Annotated in this window: 24 protein-coding genes; 13 read left to right on the top strand and 11 right to left on the bottom strand. The window is 72.7% G+C overall.

Annotated features, from left to right (window positions below; all coding sequences use genetic code 11):
- Nucleotides 1–633, top strand: coding sequence for an SCO family protein (locus tag ACRWK7_RS03250; RefSeq protein ID WP_431854738.1), 633 nt, complete (start codon nt 1–3; stop codon nt 631–633).
- 175 nt (nt 634–808) lie between these two features.
- A complete protein-coding gene (locus ACRWK7_RS03255) occupies nt 809–1,039 on the top strand; it encodes a hypothetical protein (RefSeq protein ID WP_431854739.1) in 231 nt (76 codons plus the stop codon).
- On the opposite strand, the gene arsB is transcribed toward ACRWK7_RS03255, so the two are convergent.
- From arsB to ACRWK7_RS03275, 4 genes are all read right to left on the bottom strand, one after another.
- On the bottom strand, nt 1,005–2,027 hold the full coding sequence (gene arsB, locus ACRWK7_RS03260) for an ACR3 family arsenite efflux transporter (RefSeq protein WP_431854850.1): 1,023 nt from the start codon (nt 2,025–2,027) through the stop codon (nt 1,005–1,007). The two genes, ACRWK7_RS03255 and arsB, sit on opposite strands and share 35 nt — an antisense overlap.
- A gap of 38 nt (nt 2,028–2,065) precedes the next feature.
- Complete coding sequence (locus ACRWK7_RS03265; RefSeq protein WP_431854740.1) at nt 2,066–2,560, bottom strand: arsenate reductase ArsC; 495 nt, start codon at nt 2,558–2,560, stop codon at nt 2,066–2,068.
- Between the two features lie 2 nt (nt 2,561–2,562).
- The gene (locus tag ACRWK7_RS03270) at nt 2,563–2,961 is read right to left on the bottom strand and encodes an ArsR/SmtB family transcription factor (RefSeq protein ID WP_431854741.1); all 399 of its coding nucleotides are present in this window, start codon (nt 2,959–2,961) and stop codon (nt 2,563–2,565) included.
- 132 nt (nt 2,962–3,093) lie between these two features.
- Nucleotides 3,094–3,918 (bottom strand): GNAT family N-acetyltransferase, encoded by an 825-nt coding sequence (locus ACRWK7_RS03275; RefSeq protein ID WP_431854742.1) that lies wholly within the window; start codon nt 3,916–3,918, stop codon nt 3,094–3,096.
- Between the two features lie 220 nt (nt 3,919–4,138).
- On the opposite strand from ACRWK7_RS03275, the gene ACRWK7_RS03280 reads away from it, so the two are divergent.
- The 3 genes from ACRWK7_RS03280 to ACRWK7_RS03290 all read left to right on the top strand — a co-directional run bounded on the left by ACRWK7_RS03280 (nt 4,139) and on the right by ACRWK7_RS03290 (nt 7,931).
- Nucleotides 4,139–4,924: an oxepin-CoA hydrolase, alternative type gene (locus ACRWK7_RS03280; protein ID WP_431854743.1), complete on the top strand. Its 786-nt coding sequence runs from the start codon at nt 4,139–4,141 to the stop codon at nt 4,922–4,924.
- 4 nt (nt 4,925–4,928) lie between these two features.
- Nucleotides 4,929–5,906, top strand: a complete 978-nt coding sequence (locus tag ACRWK7_RS03285) for an NAD(P)H-dependent flavin oxidoreductase (protein ID WP_431854744.1) — start codon at nt 4,929–4,931, stop codon at nt 5,904–5,906.
- Between the two features lie 585 nt (nt 5,907–6,491).
- On the top strand, nt 6,492–7,931 hold the full coding sequence (locus ACRWK7_RS03290; protein ID WP_431854745.1) for an aldehyde dehydrogenase family protein: 1,440 nt from the start codon (nt 6,492–6,494) through the stop codon (nt 7,929–7,931).
- Between the two features lie 6 nt (nt 7,932–7,937).
- Here the strand turns inward: ACRWK7_RS03290 and ACRWK7_RS03295 are convergent, their stop codons facing one another.
- Nucleotides 7,938–8,159, bottom strand: a complete 222-nt coding sequence (locus ACRWK7_RS03295; RefSeq protein ID WP_431854746.1) for a hypothetical protein — start codon at nt 8,157–8,159, stop codon at nt 7,938–7,940.
- Nucleotides 8,160–8,260: 101 nt separating this feature from the next.
- Between ACRWK7_RS03295 and ACRWK7_RS03300 the strand changes: the two genes are divergently transcribed.
- Nucleotides 8,261–9,085 carry a RibD family protein gene (locus tag ACRWK7_RS03300; protein WP_431854747.1) on the top strand — a complete coding sequence of 275 codons (825 nt, stop codon included), beginning with the start codon at nt 8,261–8,263 and terminating at the stop codon, nt 9,083–9,085.
- On the opposite strand, the gene fdhF is transcribed toward ACRWK7_RS03300, so the two are convergent.
- From fdhF to ACRWK7_RS03330, 6 genes are all read right to left on the bottom strand, one after another.
- Entirely contained in the window at nt 9,082–11,823 is a 2,742-nt protein-coding gene (gene fdhF, locus ACRWK7_RS03305) for a formate dehydrogenase subunit alpha (protein ID WP_431854748.1), read from the bottom strand. The genes ACRWK7_RS03300 and fdhF overlap by 4 nt on opposite strands.
- Nucleotides 11,820–13,490, bottom strand: coding sequence for an NADH-ubiquinone oxidoreductase-F iron-sulfur binding region domain-containing protein (locus ACRWK7_RS03310; RefSeq protein ID WP_431854749.1), 1,671 nt, complete (start codon nt 13,488–13,490; stop codon nt 11,820–11,822). Before ACRWK7_RS03310 ends, fdhF begins: the two co-directional genes overlap by 4 nt.
- 81 nt (nt 13,491–13,571) lie before the next feature.
- Nucleotides 13,572–14,543 carry a methenyltetrahydromethanopterin cyclohydrolase gene (gene mch / locus ACRWK7_RS03315; protein ID WP_431854750.1) on the bottom strand — a complete coding sequence of 324 codons (972 nt, stop codon included), beginning with the start codon at nt 14,541–14,543 and terminating at the stop codon, nt 13,572–13,574.
- Entirely contained in the window at nt 14,540–15,703 is a 1,164-nt protein-coding gene (locus ACRWK7_RS03320) for an ATP-grasp domain-containing protein (RefSeq protein ID WP_431854751.1), read from the bottom strand. Before ACRWK7_RS03320 ends, mch begins: the two co-directional genes overlap by 4 nt.
- On the bottom strand, nt 15,675–16,571 hold the full coding sequence (locus tag ACRWK7_RS03325; RefSeq protein ID WP_431854752.1) for an NAD(P)-dependent methylenetetrahydromethanopterin dehydrogenase: 897 nt from the start codon (nt 16,569–16,571) through the stop codon (nt 15,675–15,677). Before ACRWK7_RS03325 ends, ACRWK7_RS03320 begins: the two co-directional genes overlap by 29 nt.
- Before the next feature lie 18 nt (nt 16,572–16,589).
- Nucleotides 16,590–17,579 carry a beta-ribofuranosylaminobenzene 5'-phosphate synthase family protein gene (locus ACRWK7_RS03330; RefSeq protein ID WP_431854753.1) on the bottom strand — a complete coding sequence of 330 codons (990 nt, stop codon included), beginning with the start codon at nt 17,577–17,579 and terminating at the stop codon, nt 16,590–16,592.
- A gap of 147 nt (nt 17,580–17,726) precedes the next feature.
- Here ACRWK7_RS03330 and ACRWK7_RS03335 point away from each other — a divergent pair, with 147 nt between their 5' ends.
- The 7 genes from ACRWK7_RS03335 (at nt 17,727) to ACRWK7_RS03365 (ending at nt 24,991) form a co-directional block, all read left to right on the top strand.
- On the top strand, nt 17,727–18,104 hold the full coding sequence (locus tag ACRWK7_RS03335) for a 4a-hydroxytetrahydrobiopterin dehydratase (RefSeq protein ID WP_431854754.1): 378 nt from the start codon (nt 17,727–17,729) through the stop codon (nt 18,102–18,104).
- Nucleotides 18,105–18,114: 10 nt separating this feature from the next.
- A complete protein-coding gene (locus ACRWK7_RS03340; RefSeq protein ID WP_431854755.1) occupies nt 18,115–19,353 on the top strand; it encodes a formylmethanofuran dehydrogenase in 1,239 nt (412 codons plus the stop codon).
- The gene (locus ACRWK7_RS03345; protein WP_431854756.1) at nt 19,347–21,002 is read left to right on the top strand and encodes a formylmethanofuran dehydrogenase subunit A; all 1,656 of its coding nucleotides are present in this window, start codon (nt 19,347–19,349) and stop codon (nt 21,000–21,002) included. The genes ACRWK7_RS03340 and ACRWK7_RS03345 overlap by 7 nt, the downstream gene beginning before the upstream one ends.
- Nucleotides 21,002–21,898, top strand: a complete 897-nt coding sequence (gene fhcD / locus ACRWK7_RS03350; protein ID WP_431854757.1) for a formylmethanofuran--tetrahydromethanopterin N-formyltransferase — start codon at nt 21,002–21,004, stop codon at nt 21,896–21,898. The genes ACRWK7_RS03345 and fhcD overlap by 1 nt, the downstream gene beginning before the upstream one ends.
- Nucleotides 21,895–22,701: a formylmethanofuran dehydrogenase subunit C gene (locus tag ACRWK7_RS03355; protein ID WP_431854758.1), complete on the top strand. Its 807-nt coding sequence runs from the start codon at nt 21,895–21,897 to the stop codon at nt 22,699–22,701. Before fhcD ends, ACRWK7_RS03355 begins: the two co-directional genes overlap by 4 nt.
- Before the next feature lie 76 nt (nt 22,702–22,777).
- Entirely contained in the window at nt 22,778–24,004 is a 1,227-nt protein-coding gene (locus tag ACRWK7_RS03360) for an ABC transporter substrate-binding protein (RefSeq protein WP_431854759.1), read from the top strand.
- A gap of 18 nt (nt 24,005–24,022) precedes the next feature.
- The gene (locus tag ACRWK7_RS03365; RefSeq protein ID WP_431854760.1) at nt 24,023–24,991 is read left to right on the top strand and encodes a PQQ-dependent catabolism-associated beta-propeller protein; all 969 of its coding nucleotides are present in this window, start codon (nt 24,023–24,025) and stop codon (nt 24,989–24,991) included.
- The last annotated feature ends 21 nt before the right edge of the window (nt 24,992–25,012 follow it).

Below are 25,012 nucleotides of genomic sequence, written 5' to 3' on the forward strand. Positions count from 1 at the left end.
ATGCTGAGGAGGATCCGCCTGATCCTGTGGGCCGCCGCCGGCATCGCCGCCCTTCTGTCCGCGGCGCTGGTGTGGCCGGCCCTGAACGCCCCCCGGATGTCCGACGCGCCCGCCGCCGGGTGGCCGCTCGCCGACGCCGACTGGAGGCTGGTCGACCACACCGGGCGCCCGTTCACGGCGGCCGACCTCAACAGCCGGCTGACGCTGCTGGTGTTCGGCTTCACGCAGTGCCCGGACGTGTGCCCCACCTCGCTGGGGTACGTCGCCACCGTGCTCCAGGCGCTCGGGCCGCAGGCGGACGCCGTCCGGCCGGTGTTCCTGACGGTCGATCCGGAACGCGACACCATGGCCGTCATGGCCCGGTACGTGGCCCACTTCGACCCGCGCATCTTCGGCCTGACCGGCACGCCCGAGGAGGTCGCCAAGGCCACCGGGGATCTCGGCGTCTATGCCCGGAAGGTCCCGCAGGACGGCGGCTACACCATGGATCACACCGCGACGATGATCCTGCTCGACGAGGGGGGCCGGTTCCGCAGCACCCTGGACATCCACGAGACGCCGGAGGTCGCCGTCGAGAAGGTCCGGCTCCTGCTCAAGAGATCCATGCGATCCGGCCCGCCCCTCGCCGGATGACCGCCTCGGCGGGGGCCGGGCTGTCGGGCCGGAGGGTTGATCCAGGTTCCTGCCGGACACGGATCCTGCTCCCGACCTTGGTCAAGACGGCGCCGCTGCGGATGGCGTAGGAAACGCAACCGGAAGCGGTGGACGGTGCCGTTTTCCGTTCCAAGACGGCGAGTGTGGGGAGCCGATGATGAATCGGATCGGTGTCGTTCTGCTCTCCGCCGCCCTGTTGGCGGCGACCACGTCGACCGTGTCCGCGGACGCGAATGCGGACAGCGGACGGGCGGAGTCCGAGAAGGCCGTGGATCTGCTCCGGGGGCAGGGCGGCGCACCGGACCGCGACGGCGCCCGGCAGCTGTTTGCCGGCGGTCCTGACGTCGCGCTCAGCGGGCTTCGTACCAGCCGCGGGTCGCCGTGACGATCCTCACCACCGACAGCATGACCGGCACCTCGACCAGCACGCCGACCACCGTGGCCAGGGCCGCGCCGGACTGGAGGCCGAACAGGCTGATCGCCGCCGCGACCGCCAGCTCGAAGAAGTTCGACGCGCCGATGAGCGCGCCGGGCGCCGCCACGCACCACGCCACGCCGAACCGTCGCGCCAGCCAGTACGCCAGCCCGGCGTTCAGGTAGACCTGGATCAGGATCGGCACCGCCAGCAGCAGGATGACCAGCGGCTGCGCCAGCACCCGTTCCCCCTGGAAGCCGAACAGCAGCACCAGCGTCGCCAGCAGCGCCAGCAACGACACCGGCTGCAGCCGGTCGAGCACGCGCGCCAGCGCATCCCCGCCGCCCGCCGCCAGCAGGCGCCGCCGCCAGGCCTGCGCCACCACCACCGGGATCAGGATGTACAGCGCCACCGACAGAAGCAGCGTGTCCCACGGCACGCTGATCGAGGCGACGCCCAGCAGCAGCCCGACGATCGGCGCGAAGGCGAACACCATGATCAGGTCGTTGAGCGCCACCTGGCTCAGCGTGTAGTTCGGCTCGCCGCCGCACAGGTTCGACCAGACGAACACCATCGCCGTGCAGGGCGCGGCGGCCAGCAGGATCAGGCCGGCGATGTAGCCGTCGATCTGGTCGGCCGGCAGCAGGCCGCGGAACAGGGTGGCGATGAACAGCCAGCCGAGCAGCGCCATCGAGAACGGCTTGACCGCCCAGTTGATGAACAGCGTCACCGCGATGCCGCGCCAGTGCTCCTTCACCTCGTGCAGGGCGCCGAAGTCGATCTTCAGCAGCATCGGCACGATCATCAGCCAGATCAGCACCGCCACCGGCAGGTTGACCTTGGCGACCTCGGCCGCCGCCACGGCCGCGAAGGCGCCGGGCATCAGGTGCCCCAGCGCGATGCCGGCGACGATGCACAGAGCCACCCAGACGCTCAGGTACCGCTCGAAGGCGCCCATCGCCGGAGGGGCCGCCGGGGCGGCATGCAGGTCCGCGGTCATCGCGTCATGTCCTCCAACCGGCGCTTCAGCGCCAGCCGGTCGAGGGACGCGAACGGCAGGCTGACGAAGGCCTGGATGCGGCGCTCGATCTGGCGGAACACGTCGGCGGTGAATGCCGCCTTCTCGGCGTCCGTCCCCTGGGCGCCGGAGGGATCGGGGAAGCCCCAGTGCGCGGTGACCGGCTGGCCGGGCCACACCGGGCAGACCTCGCCGGCCGCGTTGTCGCAGACGGTGAAGACGAAATCCATGCGCGGCGCGTCCGCCGCGGCGAACGCGTCCCAGCTCTTGGAGCGCAGCTCGGCGGTGGGAAAGCCCAGCCGCTCCAGCAGGTCGCGCACGAAGGGGTTGATGCGGCCGGACGGTTGGCTGCCGGCGCTGAAGCCGCGCAGACGCCCCTTGCCCTCGCGGTTCAGGATGCACTCCGCCATCACGCTGCGCGCGCTGTTGTGCGTGCACAGGAACAGCACGTTGTAGGCGCGGTCCTCGACCATTCTCAGCTCCGTGGCTTGGCTGGGAGGAGGCCGGGGCGGCGCCCCGGCGTCCGGGTGTCCGGTGGACTCGGTTCGGCCGCCGGCGCGCAGACGGGCGCGCAGGCGGCGATGCCGGAGGGCTGGCCGCAGCAGTTCTCGGACAGGAAGCCGAGGACGGCGGTCATGCGTTCGAAATCGGCCGAGTAGATGAGCGACCGGCCTTCGCGCCGTTGCACGATCAATCCGGCGTGGCTGAGGTTGGACAGGTGGAAGGACAGGGTCGCGGGCGGCACGCCGAGCGCCTCGGCGATCGCCCCGGCGGACCGCCCCTCGGGCCCGGCCTGGACGAGCAGGCGGTACACGTCCAGCCGGGTCTCCTGGGACAGCGCCGTCAGGGCGGCGAGGACAGCCTTCTTTTCCATCTTTCCGCTTCCGCCCGCGGGCGCGTATCATTTCGACTCTTCTGGAAATATGAGTAGAATGAGTCCGGCGGCCCGTCAAGCTCCCTCTGGGGGCGGGCTGTAGCGCCCATTGATGCCGCCATCGCGCGGCGTTCAGCCCACGCGGTTCAGGAAGTGGCGGGCGTATTTGCCCGACACCGAGTCCATCGGCACGATCAGGCAGACGTCGGTGGTGTTGAAGGCGTGGTCGACCACCGCGCCGTCGCCGATGAAGCCGCCCACGCGCAGGTAGCCCTTGAGCAGCGGCGGCAGGCCGGCGACCGCGGCGCGCGGCTCGAACCGGGCGGCCACCTCGTTGCTCGTGGTGGCGTGCACCGCCAGGTGACCGGGATCGACGCGGCGCCCCGGCAGGGCGCGGGCGCGCAGGGCCGGCGGCGCCAGATGGTGCCGGTGCAGGTAGGCGAGCGACGGGGCCAGGGCGTCGAGGTCGGTGCCGGGCAGGCTGGCGCAGCCGAACATCAGCGTCACGGCGTGTCGCAGGACGTAGGCCGAGATCCCCTGCCACAGCAGTTGCATGGTGGCGCCGGTGCGGTAGGCGGGATGGACGCACGAGCGTCCCAGCTCCAGCGCTTCGCCCGGGTGGGCCAGCAGCGGGGCGATGTCGAACTCGGTCGCCGTGTAGAAGCCGCCGCAGCGATCCGCCATGGTCCGGCGCATCAGGCGATAGGTGCCGACCACCGCGCCGCCGGGGGCCGCCCCGTGGTCGAGGATGACGAGGTGGTCGCAGGCGGCGTCGAAGGCGTCCACGTCGCGCCCGGCGACGCCGCCGTCCAGCGCGGCGCCCATCTCCCCGTGGAACACCCGGTGGCGCAGCGCCTGCGCCGCGTCGATCTCGCGGGCGTCGGCGGCCAGCCGCACCTCGAGGGTCCTGGGCTTCGCGGAGACGGCCGGCGCAGCGGTGGCGGTCTGGAGGCTCACGGTCGTACCCCGTCGGATGGTTCGCGTTCCTGCGTTGATGCCGCAAACGCGCGACAGCGTGATGACGGCGCGGCGACGATGGTGTTGCAGTCGCGTCCGGGCGGAGGCGCTTCGCGCCGCAACACGATGTCTGGGGGCCGCCACGTCAGGGCTGGACGGACGTCGCGTGAATGGAAAACAATGCCGCGAAGCGGCACGACCGCGGGGAGGAAACGAGCCGATGACGGATCTGATCGAGGAACGGCGGGGGCGGGTGCTCGTCCTCACCATGAGCGACCCGGCGACGCGCAACGCGCTGGGGCCGGTGGTGTACGACAAGGGCCGCGCCGCGCTGGCGCGCGCCGTCGCCGATCCGGGCATCGGCGCCGTGGTGCTGACCGGGGCCGGCGGGGCGTTCAGCAGCGGCGGCAACCTGAACCGGCTGGCGACGCTGCGCGAGGGGGAGCCCGCGGCGGCGGCGGACGGGGTCGAACGGCTGCAGGGGCTGGTCCGCGCCATCCGCGCCTGCCCCAAGCCGGTGCTGGCCGCGGTGGAGGGCGTGGCGGCCGGCGCCGGCTTCGCGCTGGCGCTGGCCTGCGACCTGATCGTGGCGGCGCGCGGCGCACGGTTCGTGCTGGCCTACGTCAAGGTGGGCCTGAGCCCGGACGGCGGGGCCACCGCCTTTCTGGCGCAGACGCTGCCGCGCCAGCTGGCAGCGGAGATCGCCCTGGAGGGCGGCGTCGTCGAGGCCGAGCGCCTGCACCAGGCGGGCGCCGTCAACGCGCTGTGCGAGCCGGGCACGGCCCTGGAAACCGCGTTGGGCCGCGCGCAAAGGCTGGCGGACGGGCCGGCCGACGCGATCGCGTCCATCAAGGGCCTGCTCGACATGGCGTACGCCGGCGGGCCGCTGGACGCGCAGCTCGACCGCGAGCGCGACGCGCTCGTCGCCAACCTGTTCCGCCCCGCCGCGGGGGAGGGCATCGCCGCCTTTCGCGACAAGCGCCGCCCCAATTTCCACGAGGTCTGACCCGATGCTGCGCACCTGCGTCACCGCGTTCTTCGGCACCCGCCTGCCCATCGTCGCCAGCGGCCTGCAATGGCTGGCCAACGCCGACTACGCCGCCGCCGCGTCGCGTGCCGGCCTGATGGGCTTCCTCACCGCCGCCAGCTTCCCGGAGCTGCCCGCGCTGCGCGACGAGATCCGCCGCTGCCGCGACCTTTGCGAGGGCGGGCCGTTCGGCGTCAACGTCTCCATGCTGCCGAAGCTGGTGGAGGGCGACCGCACCGAGGCGGTGTTCGACCTGATCGCGGCGGAGGGGGTGCGCTTCGTCGAGACCTCGGGCCGCAACCCGGAGCCCTACCTGCCCCGGCTGCGTGCGGCGGGGATCAAGGTGGTGCACAAGGTGCCGACCGTGAAGCACGCCCGCAAGGCGCAGGCGGTCGGCGTCGACATGGTGGAGGTGATCGGTGCCGAGGCCGGCGGCCATCCGGGCATGGAGCTGGTCGGCACCATCGTGCAGGCGACCCTGGCGGCGCGCGAGATCACCATCCCGCTGGTGGTCGGCGGCGGCATCGGCACCGGCGAGCAGCTGGTGGCGGCGCTGGCGCTGGGCGCCGACGGCGTGCTGATGGGCACCCGCTTCCTGGTCGCCGAGGAGCTGCGCGCGCACCCCGGCTACAAGAACCGGCTGGTCGAGGCGCGGGAGACCGATACCACGCTGGTCATGCAGTCGCTGCGCAACACGCTGCGGGCGCTGCGCAACGAGACGACCGAACGCATCCAGGAGGTCGAGAAGGAGAATCCGGGCGACCTGTCGGCGCTGATGCCGCTGATTTCCGGCAAGCTGGGACGGCAGGCCTACGAGACCGGGGACATGCGCCTGGGCGCGCTGTCGCTCGGCCAGTCGGTGGTGTTCGCCGACCGGGTGGAGCCGTTCGCCGCCATCGTCGCGCGCATCGAGGCGGAGGCGGAGCGGGCGCTGGACCGGCTGCGGCGGTTGGGCGGGTAGGGTATCGCGACCTCACCGGCTGGCGGAAAGCCCAGGGCAATCGCTTGAAAGCTCCTCCTTTGATGGCCGGCGACAGTGCAGTCTTTTGGTGCTTTGCTATGCCATTGTGAAACAACACTTTATCCGTCATCCCCGCGAACCCTTATCCGTCATCCCCGCGAAGGCGGGGATCCATAGCCCTCAAGGCACGCCGCTTCGGAAATATGGATCTCCGCCTCCGTGGGGATGACGGATAAGGGTTTGGATTTTCGTCTTTTTCGCATCGAGACTGGCGGGCGAAGCGCCGCCGGCAGGAAAGGGGACCGGTTCAAGCGATTGCCCCAACCACGAAAGCCTTGCCGCGGAGTGCAATCCGTCATAGGATAAAAACCCTATTCAGGTTGAACGGGAAGGACGAACTGAACAGCCTCTGCACACTGTTTCATGGTGTTCCACGGTGTTCCATTCGCCCTCCCGGCAGGCCGGCATCCGCCTCCGGACGGGTTCCGTGGAAGGGCGTTTCCCCCCGAGGCTGGGGCCACGGGTGGCGTTGTCCCCGCGGCCCTGCTTTTATGAGAAGAACGACACAGGACGAGGGAGTGGAGCATGCGACGGTGCCAGAGCTTCTACATCGACGGCGGCTGGTGCGATCCGACCGCCGGCGGCTCGACCATGGAGGTGGTCAATCCGGCGACCGAAGCGGTGTCGGGCGTCGTGGCGCTCGGCGGCGCCGGGGACGCGGAGCGCGCCATCATGGCGGCGCACCGGGCCTTCGACGGCTGGTCGCAAACGCCGCTGGCCCAGCGCCTGGAACTGCTGGGCGCGATCTGTGCGGTCTACGAGCGGCGCTTCGACGAGGTCGCCGACGCCATCACCGAGGAGATGGGCGCGCCGCTGCTCACCCTGTCGAAGCCGGCGCAGGCGCGCATGGGGCTGGCGCATTTCCAGGTCGCGCTGAAGGCTGCCCAGTCCTTCCCGTTCGAGACGGTGCGCGGCACCACCCGCATCGTGCGCGAGCCGGTGGGCGTGTGCACGCTGATCACGCCGTGGAACTGGCCGATGAACCAGATCGCCTGCAAGGTGGCGCCGGCCCTGGCCACCGGCTGCACCATGGTGCTGAAGCCCAGCGAGTTCGCCCCCTACTCCGCGCAGCTCCTCGCCGAGATCCTGCACGAGGCCGGCGTGCCGGCGGGCGTGTTCAACATGCTGTTCGGCGACGGCCCGACGGTCGGCCCGGTGCTGGCCTCGCACCCGCTGGTCGACATGGTGTCGCTGACCGGCTCGACCCGCGCCGGCGCCGCCGTCTCGCACGCCGCCGCCGACGGCATCAAGCGCGTGTCGCTGGAACTGGGCGGCAAGTCGGCGAACATCGTCTGCGCGAGCGCCGACCTCGCCAGGGCGGTGACGCAGGGCGTGCGCTCGATGATGTCCAACGCCGGCCAGAGCTGCAACGCGCCGTCCCGCCTCTACGTGCCGGCCGCGCGGCTGGAGGAGGCGGAGGCCGCCGCGGCGGCGGCTTGCGCCAGGCTGGTGGTCGGCGACCCGCGCGCCGCGGAGACCACCGTCGGCCCCATCGCCAACCGGCGGCAGTTCGAACGCGTGCAGCGCCTGATCCAGGCCGGCATCGACGAGGGCGCCACACTGCTGTGCGGCGGCCCCGGCCGCCCCGACGGGGTGGAGCGCGGCTTCTTCGCCAAGCCCACGGTGTTCAGCCGGGTCGAGGACCGCATGACCATCGCGCGCGAGGAGATCTTCGGCCCCGTGCTGGTGATCCGCCCCTACGCCGACCTGGACGAGGCGGTCGCCAGCGCCAACGCGTCGCCCTACGGCCTGTCCGGCTACGTGTCGGCCGGTACGCTGGACGAGGCGCGCGCGGTGGCGCGGCGCCTGCGCACCGGCATGGTGCACCTGAACGGGGCGGGGGTGGACATCGCCGCGCCCTTCGGCGGCTACAAGCAGTCCGGCCTGGGCCGCGAGTGGGGACCGGCCGGCTTCGAGGAGTTCCTGGAGACCAAGGCCCTGATGGGCAGCGAGCCGGCGGCGTAGACGCGGCTATCCCTGGACCGGCACCGGCCGTTCGCCGCGGATGATCTGGTGGATGTTCGCCAGCACCTCGGCGAACAGGTCGGCGCCGACCCCGGCGTGGGGCGCGGCCGTCGCCTGCGCAAGCGGGCGTGCCGTGCCCTCCCACGGGTTCAGGCGGTTGCCGCGGCTGACCGGCGCCGGGTGGCCGGGAAAGCGGAAGGTCGAGCGGTTGGCGATGCCGGCAGCCATTTTGCCCCCAGGATCGGAAATCGGTGTCGATGCGGTGCAGTCTGCCGGACGCCCCCCTATTGGGGCAGTGACGGCCGTCACACGGGTGCTACACTTGCGGCATGGCGGCGCGTCTCCTCAGGCTGTATCCGGGCCCACCGGACGAGTTCCCGCTCGCGGGAGCCTACCTTGCCCACGGCCTGCACGCCCTGGGCAGCCCCGCCGCGCCCTTCGTCTACGCCAGCTTCGTCAGCAGCCTGGACGGCCGCATCGCCCTGCTGGACCCGGCCACCGGCGAGAGCCGCTTCCCGCCCGGGTTGAGCAACGGCTCCGACTTCCGGCTCTTCCTGGAATTGCAGGCGCAGGCGGACTGCCTGATCACCCACGCCGGCTACCTGCGCGACCTCGCCGCCGGGAAGCTGGACAACGTGCTGCAGATCGGCCTCCACGATCCGGGCCGCGATCTCGCGGACTGGCGCCTCGCCAACGGGCTGGCGCCGCAGCCGGCGGTGGTGGTCGCCAGTTCCAGCCTGGACTTCACGCTGCCGGACTCGCTGGCGCGGCACGGGCAGCGCGTCATGGTCGCGGTCGGCCGCGCCGCGCCGGCGGAGCGGGTGGAGGCGCTGCGCCGCGCCGGGCTGGAGGTGATCGTCGCCGGCGAGGGCGCCCGGGTGGAGGGTGCACCGCTGGTGCGGGCGCTGGGCGGTCGCGGCTTCCGCAGCGTCTACCTGCTGGCCGGCCCGCGCATGCTGGAGACGACGCTGCGCGGCGGCGTGCTGTCGCGGCTGTACCTGACCATGGCGCACCGCCTGTTCGGCGGCGAGCGGTTCCAGTCGATGACCGAAGGCCCGGAACTGGGCGACACCGGCCGCCTGCGCATGGCCGCGCTGTACCACGACGCCGACGGCGGGCAGTCGTTCGTGCAGTTCGAGCCGGCGCGCCCTTAGGCCACTCGCTCCACCCGCGCCGCGCAGTGCTTGAACTCCGGGATCTTGCCGAAGGGGTCGAGCTGCGGCGTGGTCAGCAGGTTGGACGCCGCCTCCGCGAAGCAGAACGGGATGAACACCACCCCCGGCGGCACCGCCGGGTCGGCGCGGGCGGTCAGCTCCACCACGCCGCGGCGGGTCGCCACCCGCACCGCGTCGCCGGCGGCGATGCCCAGCCGGTGCAGCTCGGCCGGCGCCAGCGTGGCGATGGGAGCGGGCTCCAGCGCGTCCAGCATGCTGGCGTGGCGGGTGATGGCGCCGGTGTGCCAGTGCTCCAGCAGCCGGCCGGTGGTCAGCACGAAGGGGTAGTCGTCGTCCGGCAGCTCGGCCGGCGGGCGCAGCCCGGCGGGGACCAGCCGGCCGCGCCCATCCTCCGTGGGGAAGCCGTCGCCGAAGACGATCTCCCGCCCCGGCGTGTCGGGGGCGTCGCAGGGGTAGGTGACGCTGTCCTCGCGCTCCAGCCGTTCCCAGGTGATGTTGGCCAGCGACGGCATGGCTTGCGCCATCTCGGCGAACACGTCGCGCGGGTGCTCGTAACGCCATTCGAGGCCGAGGCGCTTGGCCAGCTCGACGATGATCCACAGGTCCCGCCGCGCGTCGCCGGGCGGCGGCAGCGCCGGGCGGCCCATCTGCACCTGCCGGTTGGTGTTGGTCACCGTGCCGGCCTTCTCCGGCCACGCCGAGGCCGGTAGCACCACGTCGGCGTAGCGCGCCGTCTCGGTCAGGAAGATGTCCTGGACGACGAGGTGCTCCAGCTCAGCCAGCGCCTCGCGGGCGTGGTTGAGGTCGGGGTCGGACATCGCCGGGTTCTCGCCCATCACGTACAGGCCGCGGATGCGGCCGGCGTGGACGGCGTCCATGATCTCCACCACCGTCAGCCCGCGCTCCGGGTCGAGCTTCGTGCCCCACAGTTCCTCGAAGAAGCGGCGGGTGTCGCCGTCGGTCACCGGTCGGTAGTCCGGCAGCACCATCGGGATGAGGCCGGCGTCGGAGGCGCCCTGCACGTTGTTCTGGCCGCGCAGCGGGTGCAGCCCGGTGCCCGGCCGGCCGATCTGCCCGGTGATGAGCGCCAGCGCGATCAGGCAGCGCGCGTTGTCGGTGCCGTGCGTGTGCTGCGACACCCCCATGCCCCAGAAGATGATCGAGGCGCGCGATCGCGCGTACAGCCGCGCCACGGCGCGCAGCGTATCGGCGTCGATGCCGCAGACCGCGGCCATGTCCTCCGGCGGGAAGCCGCGGACGTGATCCGCCAGCGCCGCGAAGTCCCGGGTGTGGGCGGCGACGTACTGGCGGTCGTACAGCCCCTCGCTGATGATGACGTTCAGCAGCGCGTTCAGCATCGCCACGTCGGTGCCGACCTTGAACTGCAGCATGTGCGTGGCGAAGCGCTTCAGCGCCATGCCGCGCGGGTCCATGACGACCAGCTTGGCGCCCTTCCTCACGGCGTTCTTGAAGAAGGTGGCGGCTACGGGATGGTTCTCGGTGGGATTGGCGCCGATGACGACGATCACCTCGGCGTCCTCCGCCGCGGTGAAGGGCGCGGTGACGGCGCCCGAACCGATGCCCTCCATCAGCGCCGCCACCGACGAGGCGTGGCAGAGCCGCGTGCAGTGGTCGACGTTGTTGGTGCCGAAGCCGGTGCGGACCAGCTTCTGGAACAGGTACGCCTCCTCGTTGGAGCCCTTGGCCGAACCGAAGCCGGCCAGCGCGTTGCCGCCGTGCGCGTCGCGGATGGTGCGCAGTCCCGTCGCCGCGCGGTCCAGCGCCTCCTCCCAGGTCGCCGTGCGGAAGTGCGTCCACGGGTTGGCCGGGTCCACGTCGATGGTCTTCGGCGCGCCGTCCAGTCGGACCAGGGGCACGGTCAGCCGGCGCGGGTGGTGCGCGTAGTCGAAGCCGAAGCGGCCCTTGACGCACAGCCGGTTGTGGTTGGACGGCCCGTCGCGGCCGTCCACCGCGACGATGCGGTCCTCCTTGAGGCGGTAGGTGATCTGGCACCCCACCCCGCAGTAGGGGCAGACGCTGTCCACCGCCCGGTCCGGCACCACGGCGCGGACGCCGGCCGCGTCCACGAGGCTGGCCGGCATCAGCGCGCCGGTCGGGCAGGCCTGCACGCACTCGCCGCAGGCGACGCAGGTGCTCTGGCCCATCGGGTCGGCCATGTCGAAGACGATGCTCTCCGTCGGGCCGCGGCCGGCCATGCCGATGACGTCGTTGGCCTGCACCTCGCGGCAGGCGCGGACGCACAGGGTGCACTGGATGCAGGCGTCCAGCCGCACGCTCATCGCCGGGTGCGAGCGGTCGTAGGCCGGCTGCCGGGGGCCGCGCGGGAACAGGCCGCCGGTGGCGCCCACCCGGCCCGCCCAGGCCAGGAAGCGCGAGTCCGGGTCGGGCGACGCCGCGCGTTCCGGCTGGTCGGCGAGCAGCAGCTCGAACACCAGCCGGCGCGCTTCCGCCGCCCGCGGCGTCGTGGCCTTCACCACCATGCCCGGCGTCGGGCGGCGGATGCAGGAGGCGGCGAGCGTGCGCTCCCCCTCGATCTCCACCATGCAGGCGCGGCAGTTGCCGTCGGCGCGGTAGCCGGGGGCGTCGGCGTGGCAGAGGTGCGGGATGGCGACGCCCTGGCGCTTCGCCACCTCCCAGATCGTCTCGCCCGGCCGCGCCTCGACCTCGGCGCCGTCGAGCCGGAAGAGGATGCTCATGCCAGTTCCTCCGGGAAGTGGCGCAGGATCGAGCGCACCGGGTTCATCGCCGCCTGCCCCAGGCCGCAGATCGAGGCGTCCATCATCACCTTGGTCAGCGCCTCGAAGCCGGCGCGGTTGCCGGGATCGTGCTCGAGGAACAGGACGGCCTTCTCGGTGCCGACGCGGCAGGGGGTGCACTGGCCGCAGCTCTCGTTGCGGAAGAAGCGCAGCAGGTTGAGCGCCGCCTGCCGCAGGTCGTCCTTGTCCGACAGCACGATGACCGCTGCCGAGCCGATGAAGCAGCCGTGCGGCTCCAGCGCGCCGAAGTCGAGCGGCAGGTCGCCGAGGCTGGCTGGCAGCAGCCCGCCGGAGGCACCGCCCGGCAGGTAGGCCTTGAACCTGTGGCCCTCCGCCATGCCGCCGCAGAACTCGTCGATCAGCTCGCGCACGGTGATGCCGGCCGGCGCCACCTTGGGGCCGGGTAGGCGGACGCGGCCGGAGACGGAGTAGGTGCGCAGCCCCTGCCGGCCGTTGCGCCCCTGGGCGCTCCACCACGCCGCGCCCTTCTCGACGATGTCGCGCGCCCAGAACAGCGTTTCGATGTTGTTGATCAGCGTCGGCCGGCCGAACAGGCCGACCTGGGCGGGGAACGGCGGCTTGTGGCGGGGCAGGGGGCGCTTGCCCTCGATGCTCTCCAGCATCGAGGATTCCTCGCCGCAGATGTAGGCGCCGGCGCCGCGGTGCACCCGGATGAAGCCGGGCGTCACGAGGCCCGCGTCCTCCAGCGCCGCGATCTCCCCGTGCAGGATGGTGCGGGCCTGCGGGTACTCGTCGCGCAGGTAGAGGTGCACCTCCGCCGCCTCGATCACCCAGGCGGCGAGCAGCATGCCCTCCAGGAAGCGGTGCGGGTCGGTCTCCAGGTAGTGGCGGTCCTTGAAGGTGCCCGGCTCGCCCTCGTCGGCGTTGACGACGAGGTGGCGCGGCGCCGGCTCGCCGCGCACCAGCCGCCACTTGCGGCCCGTCGGGAAGCCGGCGCCGCCCATGCCGCGCAGGGCGGACTCCTCCAGCGCGGCGAGCACCTGCTCCGGCGTGCGTCGGCCGTCGCGGCAGGCGCCGAGCAGCGCGTAGCCGCCCTGCGCGCGGTACTCGGCGAAGCGCACCGGCGCCGGGATCCGCACGCGGTAGGTCCCGTTCAGCGCCGCCAGCACGGTGTCGGGGCCGGCCGGCTCCACCGGCGTGTGGTTGACGGTGGCCGAGGGGGCGCGGTCGCAGCCGCCCATGCACGGCGCCCGCACGATGCGCACGCCGGGGCCGAGCCGGCCGGCGAGGTCGCGCACCATGTCCTCGACCCCCGCCATGGTGCAGGCGATGCCGTCGCAGACGCGGACGCTGACCGGCGGCGGGGGCTCCTCCCCCTCGTGCACCACGTCGAAGTGGGCGTAGAAGGAGGCGACCTCGAACACCTCGGTCTGGGCCAGCCGCATCTCCGCGGCCAGCGCCGTCAGATGGCGGACGTGCAGGCAGCCGAAGCGGTCCTGGATGCGGTGCAGGGCATCCAGCAGCCCGTCGCGTCGGCGCGGCGCGTCACCGAGCAGCGCGCGCACCTCCTCCAGCGCCGCCGGATCGACCGGGCGGCCCTTGGGCAGCGCCGCGGGCCGTCTGCGCCTGTCGGGATTGTTCGACATGGCGTTCCTCCCAGCTTCTGGGATGCTCTATCCGTACTCCAATCCACGGCCGGGGTGGCATTGGTCTTTATGGCAAGGGTCTTAAGGCTGGCCGGCACTCCCGAACGACCGCTCCACCAGCTCGCGCGCGATGGTGCCGGCGTGGAAGCTGCGCCCGCTGTCCAGCGCGGTGACGACGACGCGGGCCGGGCTGAACAGCAGGGAGTCGATGGCGTAGAAGTCGCCTTTCACCGCCGCGAAGATCTCGGCGAACGGCCGCCCGTGGTCGCGCGAGGCGGAGGAGGGCAGGCGCCGCGCCAGATCCTCGGCCTCGGCGTCCGGGCCGGTGACGTGCAACTGCACGGTGCCGCCGTAGAGGATCGCGTCGTTGGTGCGGCCCATGGCGGTCAGGAACCCGCCGCCCGGCGGCGGCAGCGGCGCGGTGCCGATGCCGTCGACCACGCGCTCCAGCGGGAAGCCCAGGGCATGCACCTTGTGCAGCGCCACCTCCAGCACCCGCGCCACCACCTGCACCGTGCCGGCGAGGCTGTGCGTGGGGGTGAGCACCAGCGTCAGCCCCTCCGGCGCGATGCCGCAGTCGGCGGCGACGCGGGTCACCAGTTCCTCCGGCGGCGGCTTATCCACCTCCAGAACGAAGGCGGCCGTGGTGCCGGTGTCGCGGTAGCCCAGCTCGTCGAACAGCGTCTCCTTGCGCGCCAGAGCCCGCCCGGGGCCGGAGCCGAGCGCGAAGAACTTGCCGTGGCTGAGGCTCCACCCGGCGTACTGGCTGCCGAGGCAGGCGAGCACCGGGTCGGCGCTGTGCACGGTGACGCCGAACGGCCAGTCAGGGCTGCCGCCGGCCCCGCCGAACGCCACGTGCCCGAGACCGCCCAGGCACAGCTCGGCGATCCGCCGCCCGGTCTCCAGCCCGCCGGGGGCGCCGATGCCGGCATCGATGACGCGGGCGCCGCCGATCCGTTCGACGCCGAGGCGGAGCACGGACGCGTCGGCGGCGAGACGGTCCGCCAGCGGGGCCGCCAGCGCCGACAGGCTGGGGCGTTCGGGAGTGCTCATGCCGGGACCTCCATGGCCTGGGTTTCGAGTTGGGCGGCCAGCCGCCGCTGCCGCTGCTCCGCCTGCCGCCGCGCCGAGCCGACGCTGGCGCCGTCCGCCCGCACCGTGCAGACCGGCGCGCCGGCCTCGATGCGCGCCGGCCCGGCCGGACGGTCGGCGGTCCACGCCGGCCAGGGAAAGCCGCGGCCGACGGTGACCGGACGCGCGGCGTAGTGGACGAGCGCGGCGCGGCACCGCCAGGGCGCCGGCAGGGACTCCGGCAGCCGGCCGGCGCAGGCGTCCACATGCAGCCCGAACAGGGGCGGCAGCGGCGCCCGGTCGAAGACGTCCAGCGTCGCGCCGGGCCGCGGGTTGACCTCCAGCAGGTGCACCGTGTCCCCCGCCACCAGGAAGTCGGCGCTGACCAGCCCGACCAGCCCGAAGGCGGCGCACAGGCGCACCGTCATGTCCGACAACAGGCCGCCGAGCCGATGCGTCGCGCGCATCGGCCCGGCCGCGCCGCCGTAGCGGAACGGCTGCTCCGGCGTCGGCGCCGCCCACTGCCGGCTGAGGCCCACGACCACCGCGCGCTCGCCATCGCCCAGTGCCAGGACCGACACGGCGTGGCCGCCGACGCGGCGCTGGAAGTACCATCCCCGCGACGCCTCGGCGCCGGGCCGGGTGGCCGGCGGGACCGCCGCGACGTGGCCGCCGCCGCTGCCGCCGACGCGCTTCAGCAGGTAGCGCTCCGGCGGGCCGGGCAGCGCGCGGGCCGCCTCCGGGTGCGGGATGCCGAGGCGGCCGAGCGCGTCCGCGAAGGCGAAGGGATCCTTAACCCACGCCACCTGCGTCGCGCCGTTGCCCAGGATCGGCCGCGTTTCGGCGATGCGCTCCAGGCGCCGCGGATCGTCCTCGAAGCCGGCGCCGTAGACCAGCGGCAAACCGCGCAGCTCCGGCCGCTCCAGCGCCTCCATCAGGGCGTCCTCGTCCAGGCGCAGGCCGCGCGACGGCAGCCGCAGGCAGGGGGCGGCGAGTTGCCGGGTGTCGTCGTCGGCGAACAGGTCGATGGCCGCCGGCCGCCGGCCCACCCGGCACGCCGCGGCGGCGAGCGCCCGCGCCGACACGGCGACGACGACGATGTCCGGCCCCCGGCTATCCGGCGAGCGCGCGGGCGGCGTCATAGGCGTCGCGGAAGTCGAGGTAGACCGCCTTGTCAGCGTCGGCGAGACGCTGCAGCAGCGCGTGCTGCACCTTGAACTTGATGTTGCCGATGGCCAGCGCGCCGATGCCGACGCCATGCCCGCCGGCCAGCGGCGTGCCATCGTCCTTGGCGCCGACGCCCTCGACGCCGGACGGCGGCACCGCGTTGACGTCGGCCGCGGCCAGCAGGCGCTTGGCGGATTCCAGGTGTTTGGCCGTGATGATCTGAACGCCGGCCCGGCCGCAGGCGAACACCACCTCGGCCTCGGCCAGTTGCGCCGTCTTGGACGCGTCGTCCGGCGCGTCGGCGCAGGCCAGCCGCACGTCGAAGCGCTTGTTGAACTCCGCCGCCTTCGGTTCGACCCCGGACAGACCGCGGTGGCTGACCAGCGTGACCCGCGCGCCGGCCAGCGCGGCGATCACCCCGGCGGTGCTGCCGACCACGCCGGTGGCGCCGTAGACCTGCACGGCGGTGCCCTTGATGCCCTCCGGCCGGGTACGGCGCAGCGCGCGGTCGACCACCGCGACCATCGCCGCCGCGGTGGTGAAGGCGCCCGATGGATCGACCATGACCGAGATGGTGAAGGGCGGGAACATGGATTTGCGCGCCGCCTCCATCATGTCCAGCGCCTGCACCGCGTCGCGCCCGCCGATGAACAGCCCGGTGCGCGCGGCGTTGGCCGGATCGCGGGAGAACATGGCGTCCTGGGTGATGCCGGCGACCTCCCCAGGCTCGACCTCCGTGTAGGGGAACAGGGTGTGGATGCCGGCGTCGGCGGCCATGTTGACGTCGAAGGCGCTGACGTGCTTCAGCGGCGTCAGCATGTGCAGGACGTAAGGGGCGGGCATTGGGCGTCTCCGAAAGGGTCAGGCGGCGGGCCGGGCGTAGCCGGCGGTCTGCACCGTGGCGCCGTCGTTGCGGGCGCGGCACAGGCGGAACTCCAGCGGGCCGTCCGCCCACCGCCGCCGCGCCGCCGCCAGCAGCGCCTCGCCGTCGCCGGGGTCGCCAACGATGGCGAAGCCGGTCGGCCCCCAGGAGCTTTGCCCGACGCCGGGGATGCCCTCGGCCTCCAGCCACTCCAGAACCTCGGCCACGGCGGGGCTGGTGAAGCGCCCGCCCTGCACCGGCGCGAAGTGGTCGCCGACGGTGCGCTGCAACTCGCCCACCGCGCGGCCGAAGCCCTCGGCGTCGCCCTCCACCAGCGCCGGCAGCGCCGTCATCAGCGTCAGCCGGCACAGGTGCGCGGCGCGCTCCGCCGGGAAGGGCGGCAGCGTGTGGAACGCCCGCATCTCGTCGGCGCCATGCAGGCCCTGGCCGTCGCGGTGCAGGATCAGCAGGACACGCCAGGGCTCCGGGCAGGGCAGCCGGGCGATGACGGGGGGCGGCTGGCCGTCCGGCCCGCGCCCCCCGTCGAGGATCACCCCGCCGTTCTCGAACGCCCCGATGCCGATGCCGGAGCGCGCGCCGCGCTCCAGCTCCGCCGCCAGCACGCGGACCGGCACGGCGCGGCCGTGCAGCTGCGCCAGCGCGCTGCCGACCGCCAGCCCGAGCTGCGTGCCGGACCCCAGGCCGGCGTGCTCCGGAATGGCCTCGGCCAGCGTGATGTCGGCCGTGGCCGGCCAGCGGAAACGCTCGCACAGCGTGCGCGCCACCGTGAGCGCCCGCTCGGCCGAGGGGCCGGAGGCGCGCAGCCGGTCGGACGGCCGGACGCGCACGGTGGTGGACAGCCCGTCCAGGGTCAACCCCAGGCTGCCGAAGCGCCGTCCCAGCCCGCCGTTCATATCCAGGAACCCAAGGTGCAGCCGCGCCGGCGCGGTGACCCTTACCTCCCCGAAATATTCGACGCCGTGAGGCATGTTTACCTCATCTGTTCATGAAGTTGCGTCGTCTTGATCGACATGATAGTGTTAGAATATAAAATACGCCCAAGCCAATAATGAGTTGTACTTTAGTCCAACGGACTTAAGTGCAAGGGCGCCGCGGTCGCTTCAGGGAGGAAGACTATGACCGATGTGCAGGAACGAGTCTTCACGGACACGGAAGTCGCCGAACGGCTGGCGCAGACTTTGCCGCGCTGGAAGCACGAGAACGGCTGGATCCGGCGCAAGTACAAGACGAACAGCTGGAAGGGCACGCTGATGGTGGTCAACACCGTCGGCCATCTGGCCGAGGCGGCGTGGCACCACCCGGACATCACCGCCTCCTACGCCTGGGTCGAAGTGCGGCTGATGACCCACACCGCCAAGGGCATCACCGAGAAGGACTTCCAGCTCGCCCGCAAGATCGAGGAGGTCGTGCAGTGGCAGCCCGCGCTGGAGGGCGGCGCGCTGGAGGGCACCCCCAAGGACGACCTGCGCTTCGCCTACATCAAGTACGACTGACGGGGGCGGCATGGCGACCTACCGCGACGCCGTGTGCCCGTTCTGCGGCCTCGGCTGCGACGACCTGACCGTGGAGGAGGACGCCGGCCGGCTGGCCGTGCGCTCCACCGACTGCCCGGTCGCGCGCGAGCGCTTCGGCCACACGCCGCCGGCCGAGCCGCCACGGGTGGGCGGCCACGCCGCCACGCTGGACGACGCCGTGCGCGCCGCGGCGGAGATCCTGCAAACCAGCCGCGCGCCGCTGGTCGCCGGCCTCGGCACCGACGTCGCGGGCGCGCGCGCCGCGCTGGCGCTGGCCGAGCGGGTCGGCGCGGTGGTCGATCACGAGCGGTCGGAGGGGCTGTACCGCAACCTCGCGGTCTTCCAGCGCAGCGGCTGGATCGCCACGACCTTCGCCGAGCTGCGCAACCGCTGCGACCTGCTGCTGGTGGTCGGCCCGGACCCGGCGGCGCTGCACCCCCGCTTTTACGAGCGCTGGGTGATGCCCCCGCCGGCCTTCCAGGCCCCGGCGCTGCGGGAGGTGGTCTTCCTGTGCGGCGAACCGCTGGAGACGACGCGCGCCGCGCTGGGCGAGGTTCCCTTCACCGTGATCCCGGGCGACGCCGCGCAGATCGGCGCGGTGGCGGCGGCGCTGTCCACCGCGCTCACCGAGCCCGCCGGCGCCGCGCCGGAAATCGCCGGCTTGGCCGAGCGGCTGCGGGCGGCGCATTACGCCGTGGTGGCGTGGACGGCGTCCGGCTTTCCGGGCGCACACGCCGACCTGGCGGTGGAGCGCCTCGTCCGCCTCGTGCAGGACGTCAACCGGCTGACGCGCTGCGCCGGCCTGCCGCTGTCCGGCTACGACAACGTGATCGGCGCCAACCAGGTCTGCACGTGGCAGCTCGGCGTGCCGTTGCGCACGTCGCTGGCCGGCGGCGCGCCGCGGCACGATCCGCACCGCTTCGCCTGGGAGCGCTTCCAGCAAACCGCCGACGCCGTATTGTGGATCTCCGCCTTCCGGCCGGAGGTGCCGGCCTTCCCGCCGGGCAAGGCCGTGGTCGCCCTGGCCCAGCCGGGCACCGCGTTCGCCGCCGAGCCGGCCGTCGTCATCCCGGTCGGCACGCCGGGCATCGACCATGCGGCGCACGTGTTCCGCGGCGACTCCATCGTCGCGCTGCGCACCGGCCGCCTGATCGACCGCGGGCTGCCCGACGTCGCCGCGGTGCTGACCGCCGTCGCCGCCGCCCTGCCGCAGGAGGCCTCATGCTGACGAAACTGGCGGGCGGGCGGATCTACGACCCGGCGCAGGGGCGCGACGGCGAGGTCGGCGACCTGTTCGTGCGCGACGGCCGCATCGTCGCCGATCCCGGTGTCGCGCCGGACGAGACCATCGACCTGTCCGGCAAGGTGGTGATGGCCGGCGCCATCGACATCCACAGCCACATCGCCGGCGGCAAGGTCAACCTCGCCCGCCTGCTGATGGCCGAGGAGCACCGCGCCGAGCCCTTCGCCGCCGAGGGGCTGTGCCGCTGCGGCGGCGGGGTGGCGACGCCGTCCACCCACGTGACCGGCTGCCGCTACGCCCAGATGGGCTACACCGCGGCGTTCGAGCCGGCGATGCTCGCCAGCAACGCCCGCCACGCGCACCTGGAGATGGCCGACATCCCGCTGATCGACACCGGCGGCTACCTCGTGCTCGGCAACGACGACCTGTTCCTGGAGCTGCTGGCCTCGGGCGCCGGGGAGGCGGCGATCGCCGACTACGTCGGCTGGATGCTGACGGCGACGCGCAGCCTCGCGGTGAAGTCGGTGAACCCCGGCGGCATCAACGCCTTCAAGTACAACCAGCGCAAGCTGGACGTGGACGCCGCCGGGCCGTTCCACGAGATATCCCCGCGCCGCATCCTCACCGCATTGGCGGCGGCGGTGCGGCGGCTGGGCGTGCCGCACCCGCTGCACCTGCACGGCTTCAACCTCGGCGTTCCCGGCAACGTCGAGGCGACCCTGGAGAGCATCGCCGCGGTGGACGGGCTGCCGCTGCACCTGACCCACGTGCAGTTCCACGCCTACGGCACCGAGGGCGACCGCCGCTTCTCCTCCGCCGCGACCCAGATCGCGGAGATGGTCAACCGCACGCCCACCCTGTCCATCGACGTCGGCCAGATCATGTTCGGGCAGACGGTCACCGCCTCGGCCGACACCATGGCCCAGATGCGCACCTCCGGGCTGGCACATCCGAAGAAGTGGGCGGTGATGGACATCGAGTGCGACGCCGGCTGCGGCGTCGTGCCGTTCCGCTACCGCGACAAGGCGTTCGTCAACGCGCTGCAATGGGCCATCGGGCTGGAGCTGTTCCTGCTGGTCACCGACCCCTGGCGGATCTTCCTGACCACCGACCACCCCAACGGCGCGCCCTTCACCAGCTATCCGGAGCTGATCCGGCTGCTGATGGACCGCGACTACCGCCTCGCCAAGCTGGCCGAGCTGCACCCCGACGTGCCGGCGCACTGCATCCTGCCCTCGCTGACGCGGGAGTACACGCTGGGCGAGATCGCCACCATGACCCGCGCCGCCCCGGCGCGCTCGCTTGGGCTGAAGGATCGTGGGCACCTTGGCCCCGGCGCCGCGGCCGACGTCGTCGTCTACACCGACCGCGAGGACCGCCGCGCCATGTTCGAGACGCCGGACCTCGTGTTCAAGGACGGAAGGCTGATCGTCCGCGACGGCGTGGTGGTGGCGCTGGCGGCGGGCCGCACGCACGTGGTCGAGCCCGGCCACGACCCCGCCATCGAAGCCTGGATCGACCGCCGCTTCGAGGCGCGCATGGGCCAGAAGCTGGCGCATTTCCGCATCTCGGCGGACGAGATCCGCGACGGCGACGGGCTCGTCCGCCACGACTGCCGGCCGGGGGCGTTCTGATGCGGATCAACGGCGTCACCATCGACGACACCTTCGCCGAGGCCTTTCCCATGAAGGGCACCCGGCTGGTGGTCACCGCCGACACGCCGCACTGGGTGCAGGCGGCGGTGGTCACCATGACCGGCTTCGCCACCTCGGTCATCGCCTGCGGCTGCGAGGCGGCGGTGGAGCGCGTGCTCGACCCCGAGGAGACGCCGGACGGCCGCCCCGGCGCCGCGGTGCTGCTGTTCGCCATCTCGCGGGACGAGTTGGCCAAGCAGGTGGCGCGCCGGGTCGGCCAGTGCGTGATGACCGCGCACGGCTCCGCCTGCTACGCCGGCCAGCACGAGGGCAAGCCGATCCCGCTCGGCGACGGGCTGCGCTACTTCGGCGACGGCTGGCAGATCGCCAAGCGGATCGGCGGCCGGCGCTACTGGCGCATCCCGGTGATGGACGGCGAGTTCCTGTGCGAGGCGACCACCGCGGTGACCGAGGGCGTGGGCGGCGGCAACTTCTTCATCCTCGGCGCCGACCGCGAGGCCGCCCGCGCCGCGGCGGAGGCCGCGGTGGTGGCGATCCGCGCCGTGCCCGGCGCCATCCTGCCGTTTCCGGGTGGGGTGGTGCGCTCCGGCTCCAAGATCGGCGGCAAGTACAAGGGCATGATCGCCTCCACCAACACCGCCTACTGCCCGACGCTGCGCGGGGTGGTGCCGTCGCTGCTGCCGGAGGGCGTCGAGTCCGTCCTCGAGCTTGTGATCGACGGCATGACGCCCGACGCGGTGCGCGCCGCCATGCGCGCCGGCATCGGCGCCGTGGTCAGCATGGGCTCGGCCGCCGGCGTGGTGGCGGTCACCGCCGGCAACTACGGCGGCAAGCTGGGCCGCCACCAGTTCCATCTGCACGAGGTGATGGCATGACCGGCCTCGTCCTCACCGCGCGCGAGGCGGGCGGACCGCCCATCGACCTGACCGGCGTGCTGCCCGAGCGGCTGACCGACATCGGGGCTATGTCTGTGACGTGCGGGCGGCGGCGCGTCCGCCTTGACGAGCTGTTCGAGCTGGGTGACGGCGGGCCGTCCGGCACGCTGATCCTGCGACCGGGCGGCGCCGTGCTCGACAACGTCGGCGCCGGCATGGCGGCGGGCGAGATCGTGGTCGAGGGGAACTGCGGCGACAACGCCGGGGCCGGCATGCGCGGCGGCGCCCTGCTGGTCGAGGGCGACTGCGGCGCCTATGCGGCGGCGGAGATGGCGGGCGGGCGGCTGCGCGTCGGCGGGGCCGCCGGGGACTTCCTGGGGGCACCCCTGGCCGGCAGCCCGCGCGGCATGCGCGGCGGCAGCGTCGTCGTCGGCCGCGCCGGCGACCGGGTGGGCGAGCGCATGCGCCGCGGCCTGATCGCCGTGCAGGGCGACGTCGGCGGCTGGTGCGGCGCGCGGATGATCGCGGGCTCCATCGTGGTGGGCGGCGAGGCCGGAGCGGGTCTCGGCTCCGCCATGCGCCGCGGGTCGATCCTGCTGGCGCGCGACCCGGCGGAGCCGCCGCCCGGCTTCGTCGACGGCGGGGAGCACGAGTTGCTGTTCCTCGAACTCATGCGCCGCGACCTGATGGCCGCCGGCGCCTGGCCGGTGGAGTTCCCACAGGCCGGAATCCGCGCCCGCCGGCTAATCGGCGACCGCACGGTCGGCGGTCTCGGCGAACTGCTCGTGCTTTCGTACACGTAGCCTCGGCAAGGCTGTGATGCCAAGATGGTGCTCGACGCCGCACGAGAACGGCGCCGTGGGGGAGGATGCTTGCCGGATGGTGGAGCCCGCTTCGCACACCCTAAGGTTTGTCGCGCGCCTGCTGCTGCTGGCCGCCGCGCTGCTGGCTGTTGAGCTTCCGGGGGCGTCGGCCACATGGGCCGCCGATCCGCAGGTGATCCGCATCGGCTACCTGACCCGCGAGGAGGAACCGCGCATCCCGCAGACCTTCTTGGAACCTGTGGCCGACGACGAGGGCGTGCAGGGCGCTCGCCTCGGCATCGCCGACAACACCACGACCGGCCGCTTCCTCGGCCAGACCTTCGAGCTGGTGGAAACCGTCGTGCCCGCCGATGGCCGCGTCGAGGACGCCGTGCGCGATCTGGCCGGGCAGGGGATCCGTCTGCTGGTCGCCGACCTGCGCGCCGACGCGCTGCTCGCCGCCGCGGCGGCGCCCGAGGCGCGCGACATGCTGATCTTCAACACCCGCGCCCCCGACGACGACCTGCGCAACGAGCGCTGCCGCGCCAACCTCCTGCACGTGACGCCCAGCCGCCACATGCTGGCCGACGCGCTGGCCCAGTATCTGGCGCAGCGGCGCTGGACCACGTGGATGCTGATCATCGGCCGCACGCCGGAGGACGCCGCCTACGCCGAGGCGCTGCGCCGCGCCGCCAAGCGCTTCGGCGCGAAGATCGCCGAGGAGAAGACCTGGACCTTCGAGGACACCAACCGCCGCGTCGACACCGGCCACGTCACCATCCAGACGGAGATCCCGCCCTTCACCCAGGGCCGGGAGCACGACGTGCTGCTGGTCGCCGACGAGGCCGACCAGTTCGGCGAGTACCTGCCCTACCACACGTGGCTGCCGCGGCCGGTGGCCGGCACGCACGGCATGGTACCGACCGCGTGGTCACGGGTGCACGAGCAGTGGGGCGCCACGCAGCTGCACAGCCGGTTCGAACGGCAGGCCAACCGCTGGATGCGGCCGCGCGACTACACCGCCTGGATGGCCGTGCGCGCGGTGGGCGAGGCGGCGACGCGCACCCGCTCCGACGACCCGGCGGCGCTGGCGGCCTTCATCAAGGGCCCGGACTTCACCCTGGCGGCGTTCAAGGGGCAGGGCCTCACCTTCCGCGAGTGGGACGGTCAGTTGCGCCAGCCGGTGCTGCTGGCCGGGCCGCGCACGCTGGTGTCGGTGTCGCCGCAGCCGGGATTCCTGCACCAGTTCTCGGAACTCGACACGCTCGGCGACGACAGGCCGGAAAGCCGGTGCCGGAAATAACGAAAGGGGAGGGAGCGCATGACGATGTTGAGACGGGCCGCGCTGGCGCTGCTGGGCGCCGCGGTGGCGTTGCCGGCTTCGGCCGACACGATCTTCGTGTCGAACGAGAAGAGCAACAGCATCTCGGTGGTGGACGGCGACAAGCTGACGGTGATCAGCACCATCAAGGTCGGCCGGCGTCCCCGCGGCATCACCTTCAACGCCGACATGACGCGCATCTACGTCTGCTCGGGCGACGACAACCGCATCGACGTGGTGGACACCACGACGCTGAAGGTCGTCGACCGCATGCCGTCGGGCAAGGATCCCGAGCTGTTCGTGCTGGAGCCCGCCGGGCGCCTGCTCTACATCGCCAACGAGGACGACAACATGGTGTCGGTGCTCGACACCGGCGCCAAGAAGATCATCGGCGAGATCCCGGTGGGCGTCGAGCCGGAGGGCATGGGCATCAGCCCCGACGGCAAGATCCTGGTCAACACCTCCGAAACCACCAGCATGGCGCACTTCATCGACACCGCGTCGCACAAGGTGGTCGACAACGTGCTGGTGGACGCGCGGCCGCGCGTGGCGCGCTTCACCGCCGACGGGCGCTTCGTCTGGGTCTCGGCGGAACTGGGCGGCACCGTCAGCGTCATCGACACCGCCACCCGCAAGGTGGTGAAGAAGATCGCTTTCGCCGTCCAGGGCGTGGCGAAGGAGGCGATCCAGCCGGTCGGCATCGTGCTGACCCGCGACGGCTCGCGGGCCTTCGTGGCACTGGGGCCGGCCAACCGGGTGGCGGAGATCGACGTGCAGACCTACGAGGTGAAGAAGTACCATCTGGTCGGCCAGCGCGTGTGGAATCTGGCGCTGTCGCCGGACGAGAAGCGGCTGTACACCACCAACGGCGTCAGCAACGACATGTCGGTGCTGGACATGGAGCGCGGCAAGGTCATCAAGTCGGTCGGCGTCGGCGGCGCGCCCTGGGGCGTGATCGTCAAGCCGTGAGCGCGGTGGGCCGGAAATCCA

Source organism: Azospirillum sp., from assembly GCF_050789165.1.

Coding starts and splice junctions, on each gene's coding strand:
- ACRWK7_RS03265 (WP_431854740.1), bottom strand. CDS start 2,560: ATGGTCGAGGACCGCGCCTACAACGTGCTGTTCCTGTGCACGCACAAC.
- ACRWK7_RS03340 (WP_431854755.1), top strand. CDS start 18,115: ATGGCGACCTACCGCGACGCCGTGTGCCCGTTCTGCGGCCTCGGCTGC.
- ACRWK7_RS03285 (WP_431854744.1), top strand. CDS start 4,929: ATGCTGCGCACCTGCGTCACCGCGTTCTTCGGCACCCGCCTGCCCATC.
- ACRWK7_RS03330 (WP_431854753.1), bottom strand. CDS start 17,579: ATGCCTCACGGCGTCGAATATTTCGGGGAGGTAAGGGTCACCGCGCCG.
- fdhF (WP_431854748.1), bottom strand. CDS start 11,823: ATGAGCATCCTCTTCCGGCTCGACGGCGCCGAGGTCGAGGCGCGGCCG.
- ACRWK7_RS03320 (WP_431854751.1), bottom strand. CDS start 15,703: ATGACGCCGCCCGCGCGCTCGCCGGATAGCCGGGGGCCGGACATCGTC.
- mch (WP_431854750.1), bottom strand. CDS start 14,543: ATGAGCACTCCCGAACGCCCCAGCCTGTCGGCGCTGGCGGCCCCGCTG.
- ACRWK7_RS03255 (WP_431854739.1), top strand. CDS start 809: ATGATGAATCGGATCGGTGTCGTTCTGCTCTCCGCCGCCCTGTTGGCG.
- ACRWK7_RS03325 (WP_431854752.1), bottom strand. CDS start 16,571: ATGCCCGCCCCTTACGTCCTGCACATGCTGACGCCGCTGAAGCACGTC.
- ACRWK7_RS03270 (WP_431854741.1), bottom strand. CDS start 2,961: ATGGAAAAGAAGGCTGTCCTCGCCGCCCTGACGGCGCTGTCCCAGGAG.
- ACRWK7_RS03355 (WP_431854758.1), top strand. CDS start 21,895: ATGACCGGCCTCGTCCTCACCGCGCGCGAGGCGGGCGGACCGCCCATC.
- arsB (WP_431854850.1), bottom strand. CDS start 2,027: ATGGGCGCCTTCGAGCGGTACCTGAGCGTCTGGGTGGCTCTGTGCATC.
- ACRWK7_RS03365 (WP_431854760.1), top strand. CDS start 24,023: ATGACGATGTTGAGACGGGCCGCGCTGGCGCTGCTGGGCGCCGCGGTG.
- ACRWK7_RS03345 (WP_431854756.1), top strand. CDS start 19,347: ATGCTGACGAAACTGGCGGGCGGGCGGATCTACGACCCGGCGCAGGGG.
- ACRWK7_RS03300 (WP_431854747.1), top strand. CDS start 8,261: ATGGCGGCGCGTCTCCTCAGGCTGTATCCGGGCCCACCGGACGAGTTC.
- ACRWK7_RS03310 (WP_431854749.1), bottom strand. CDS start 13,490: ATGTCGAACAATCCCGACAGGCGCAGACGGCCCGCGGCGCTGCCCAAG.
- ACRWK7_RS03290 (WP_431854745.1), top strand. CDS start 6,492: ATGCGACGGTGCCAGAGCTTCTACATCGACGGCGGCTGGTGCGATCCG.
- ACRWK7_RS03280 (WP_431854743.1), top strand. CDS start 4,139: ATGACGGATCTGATCGAGGAACGGCGGGGGCGGGTGCTCGTCCTCACC.
- ACRWK7_RS03335 (WP_431854754.1), top strand. CDS start 17,727: ATGACCGATGTGCAGGAACGAGTCTTCACGGACACGGAAGTCGCCGAA.
- ACRWK7_RS03250 (WP_431854738.1), top strand. CDS start 1: ATGCTGAGGAGGATCCGCCTGATCCTGTGGGCCGCCGCCGGCATCGCC.
- ACRWK7_RS03360 (WP_431854759.1), top strand. CDS start 22,778: ATGGTGGAGCCCGCTTCGCACACCCTAAGGTTTGTCGCGCGCCTGCTG.
- fhcD (WP_431854757.1), top strand. CDS start 21,002: ATGCGGATCAACGGCGTCACCATCGACGACACCTTCGCCGAGGCCTTT.
- ACRWK7_RS03295 (WP_431854746.1), bottom strand. CDS start 8,159: ATGGCTGCCGGCATCGCCAACCGCTCGACCTTCCGCTTTCCCGGCCAC.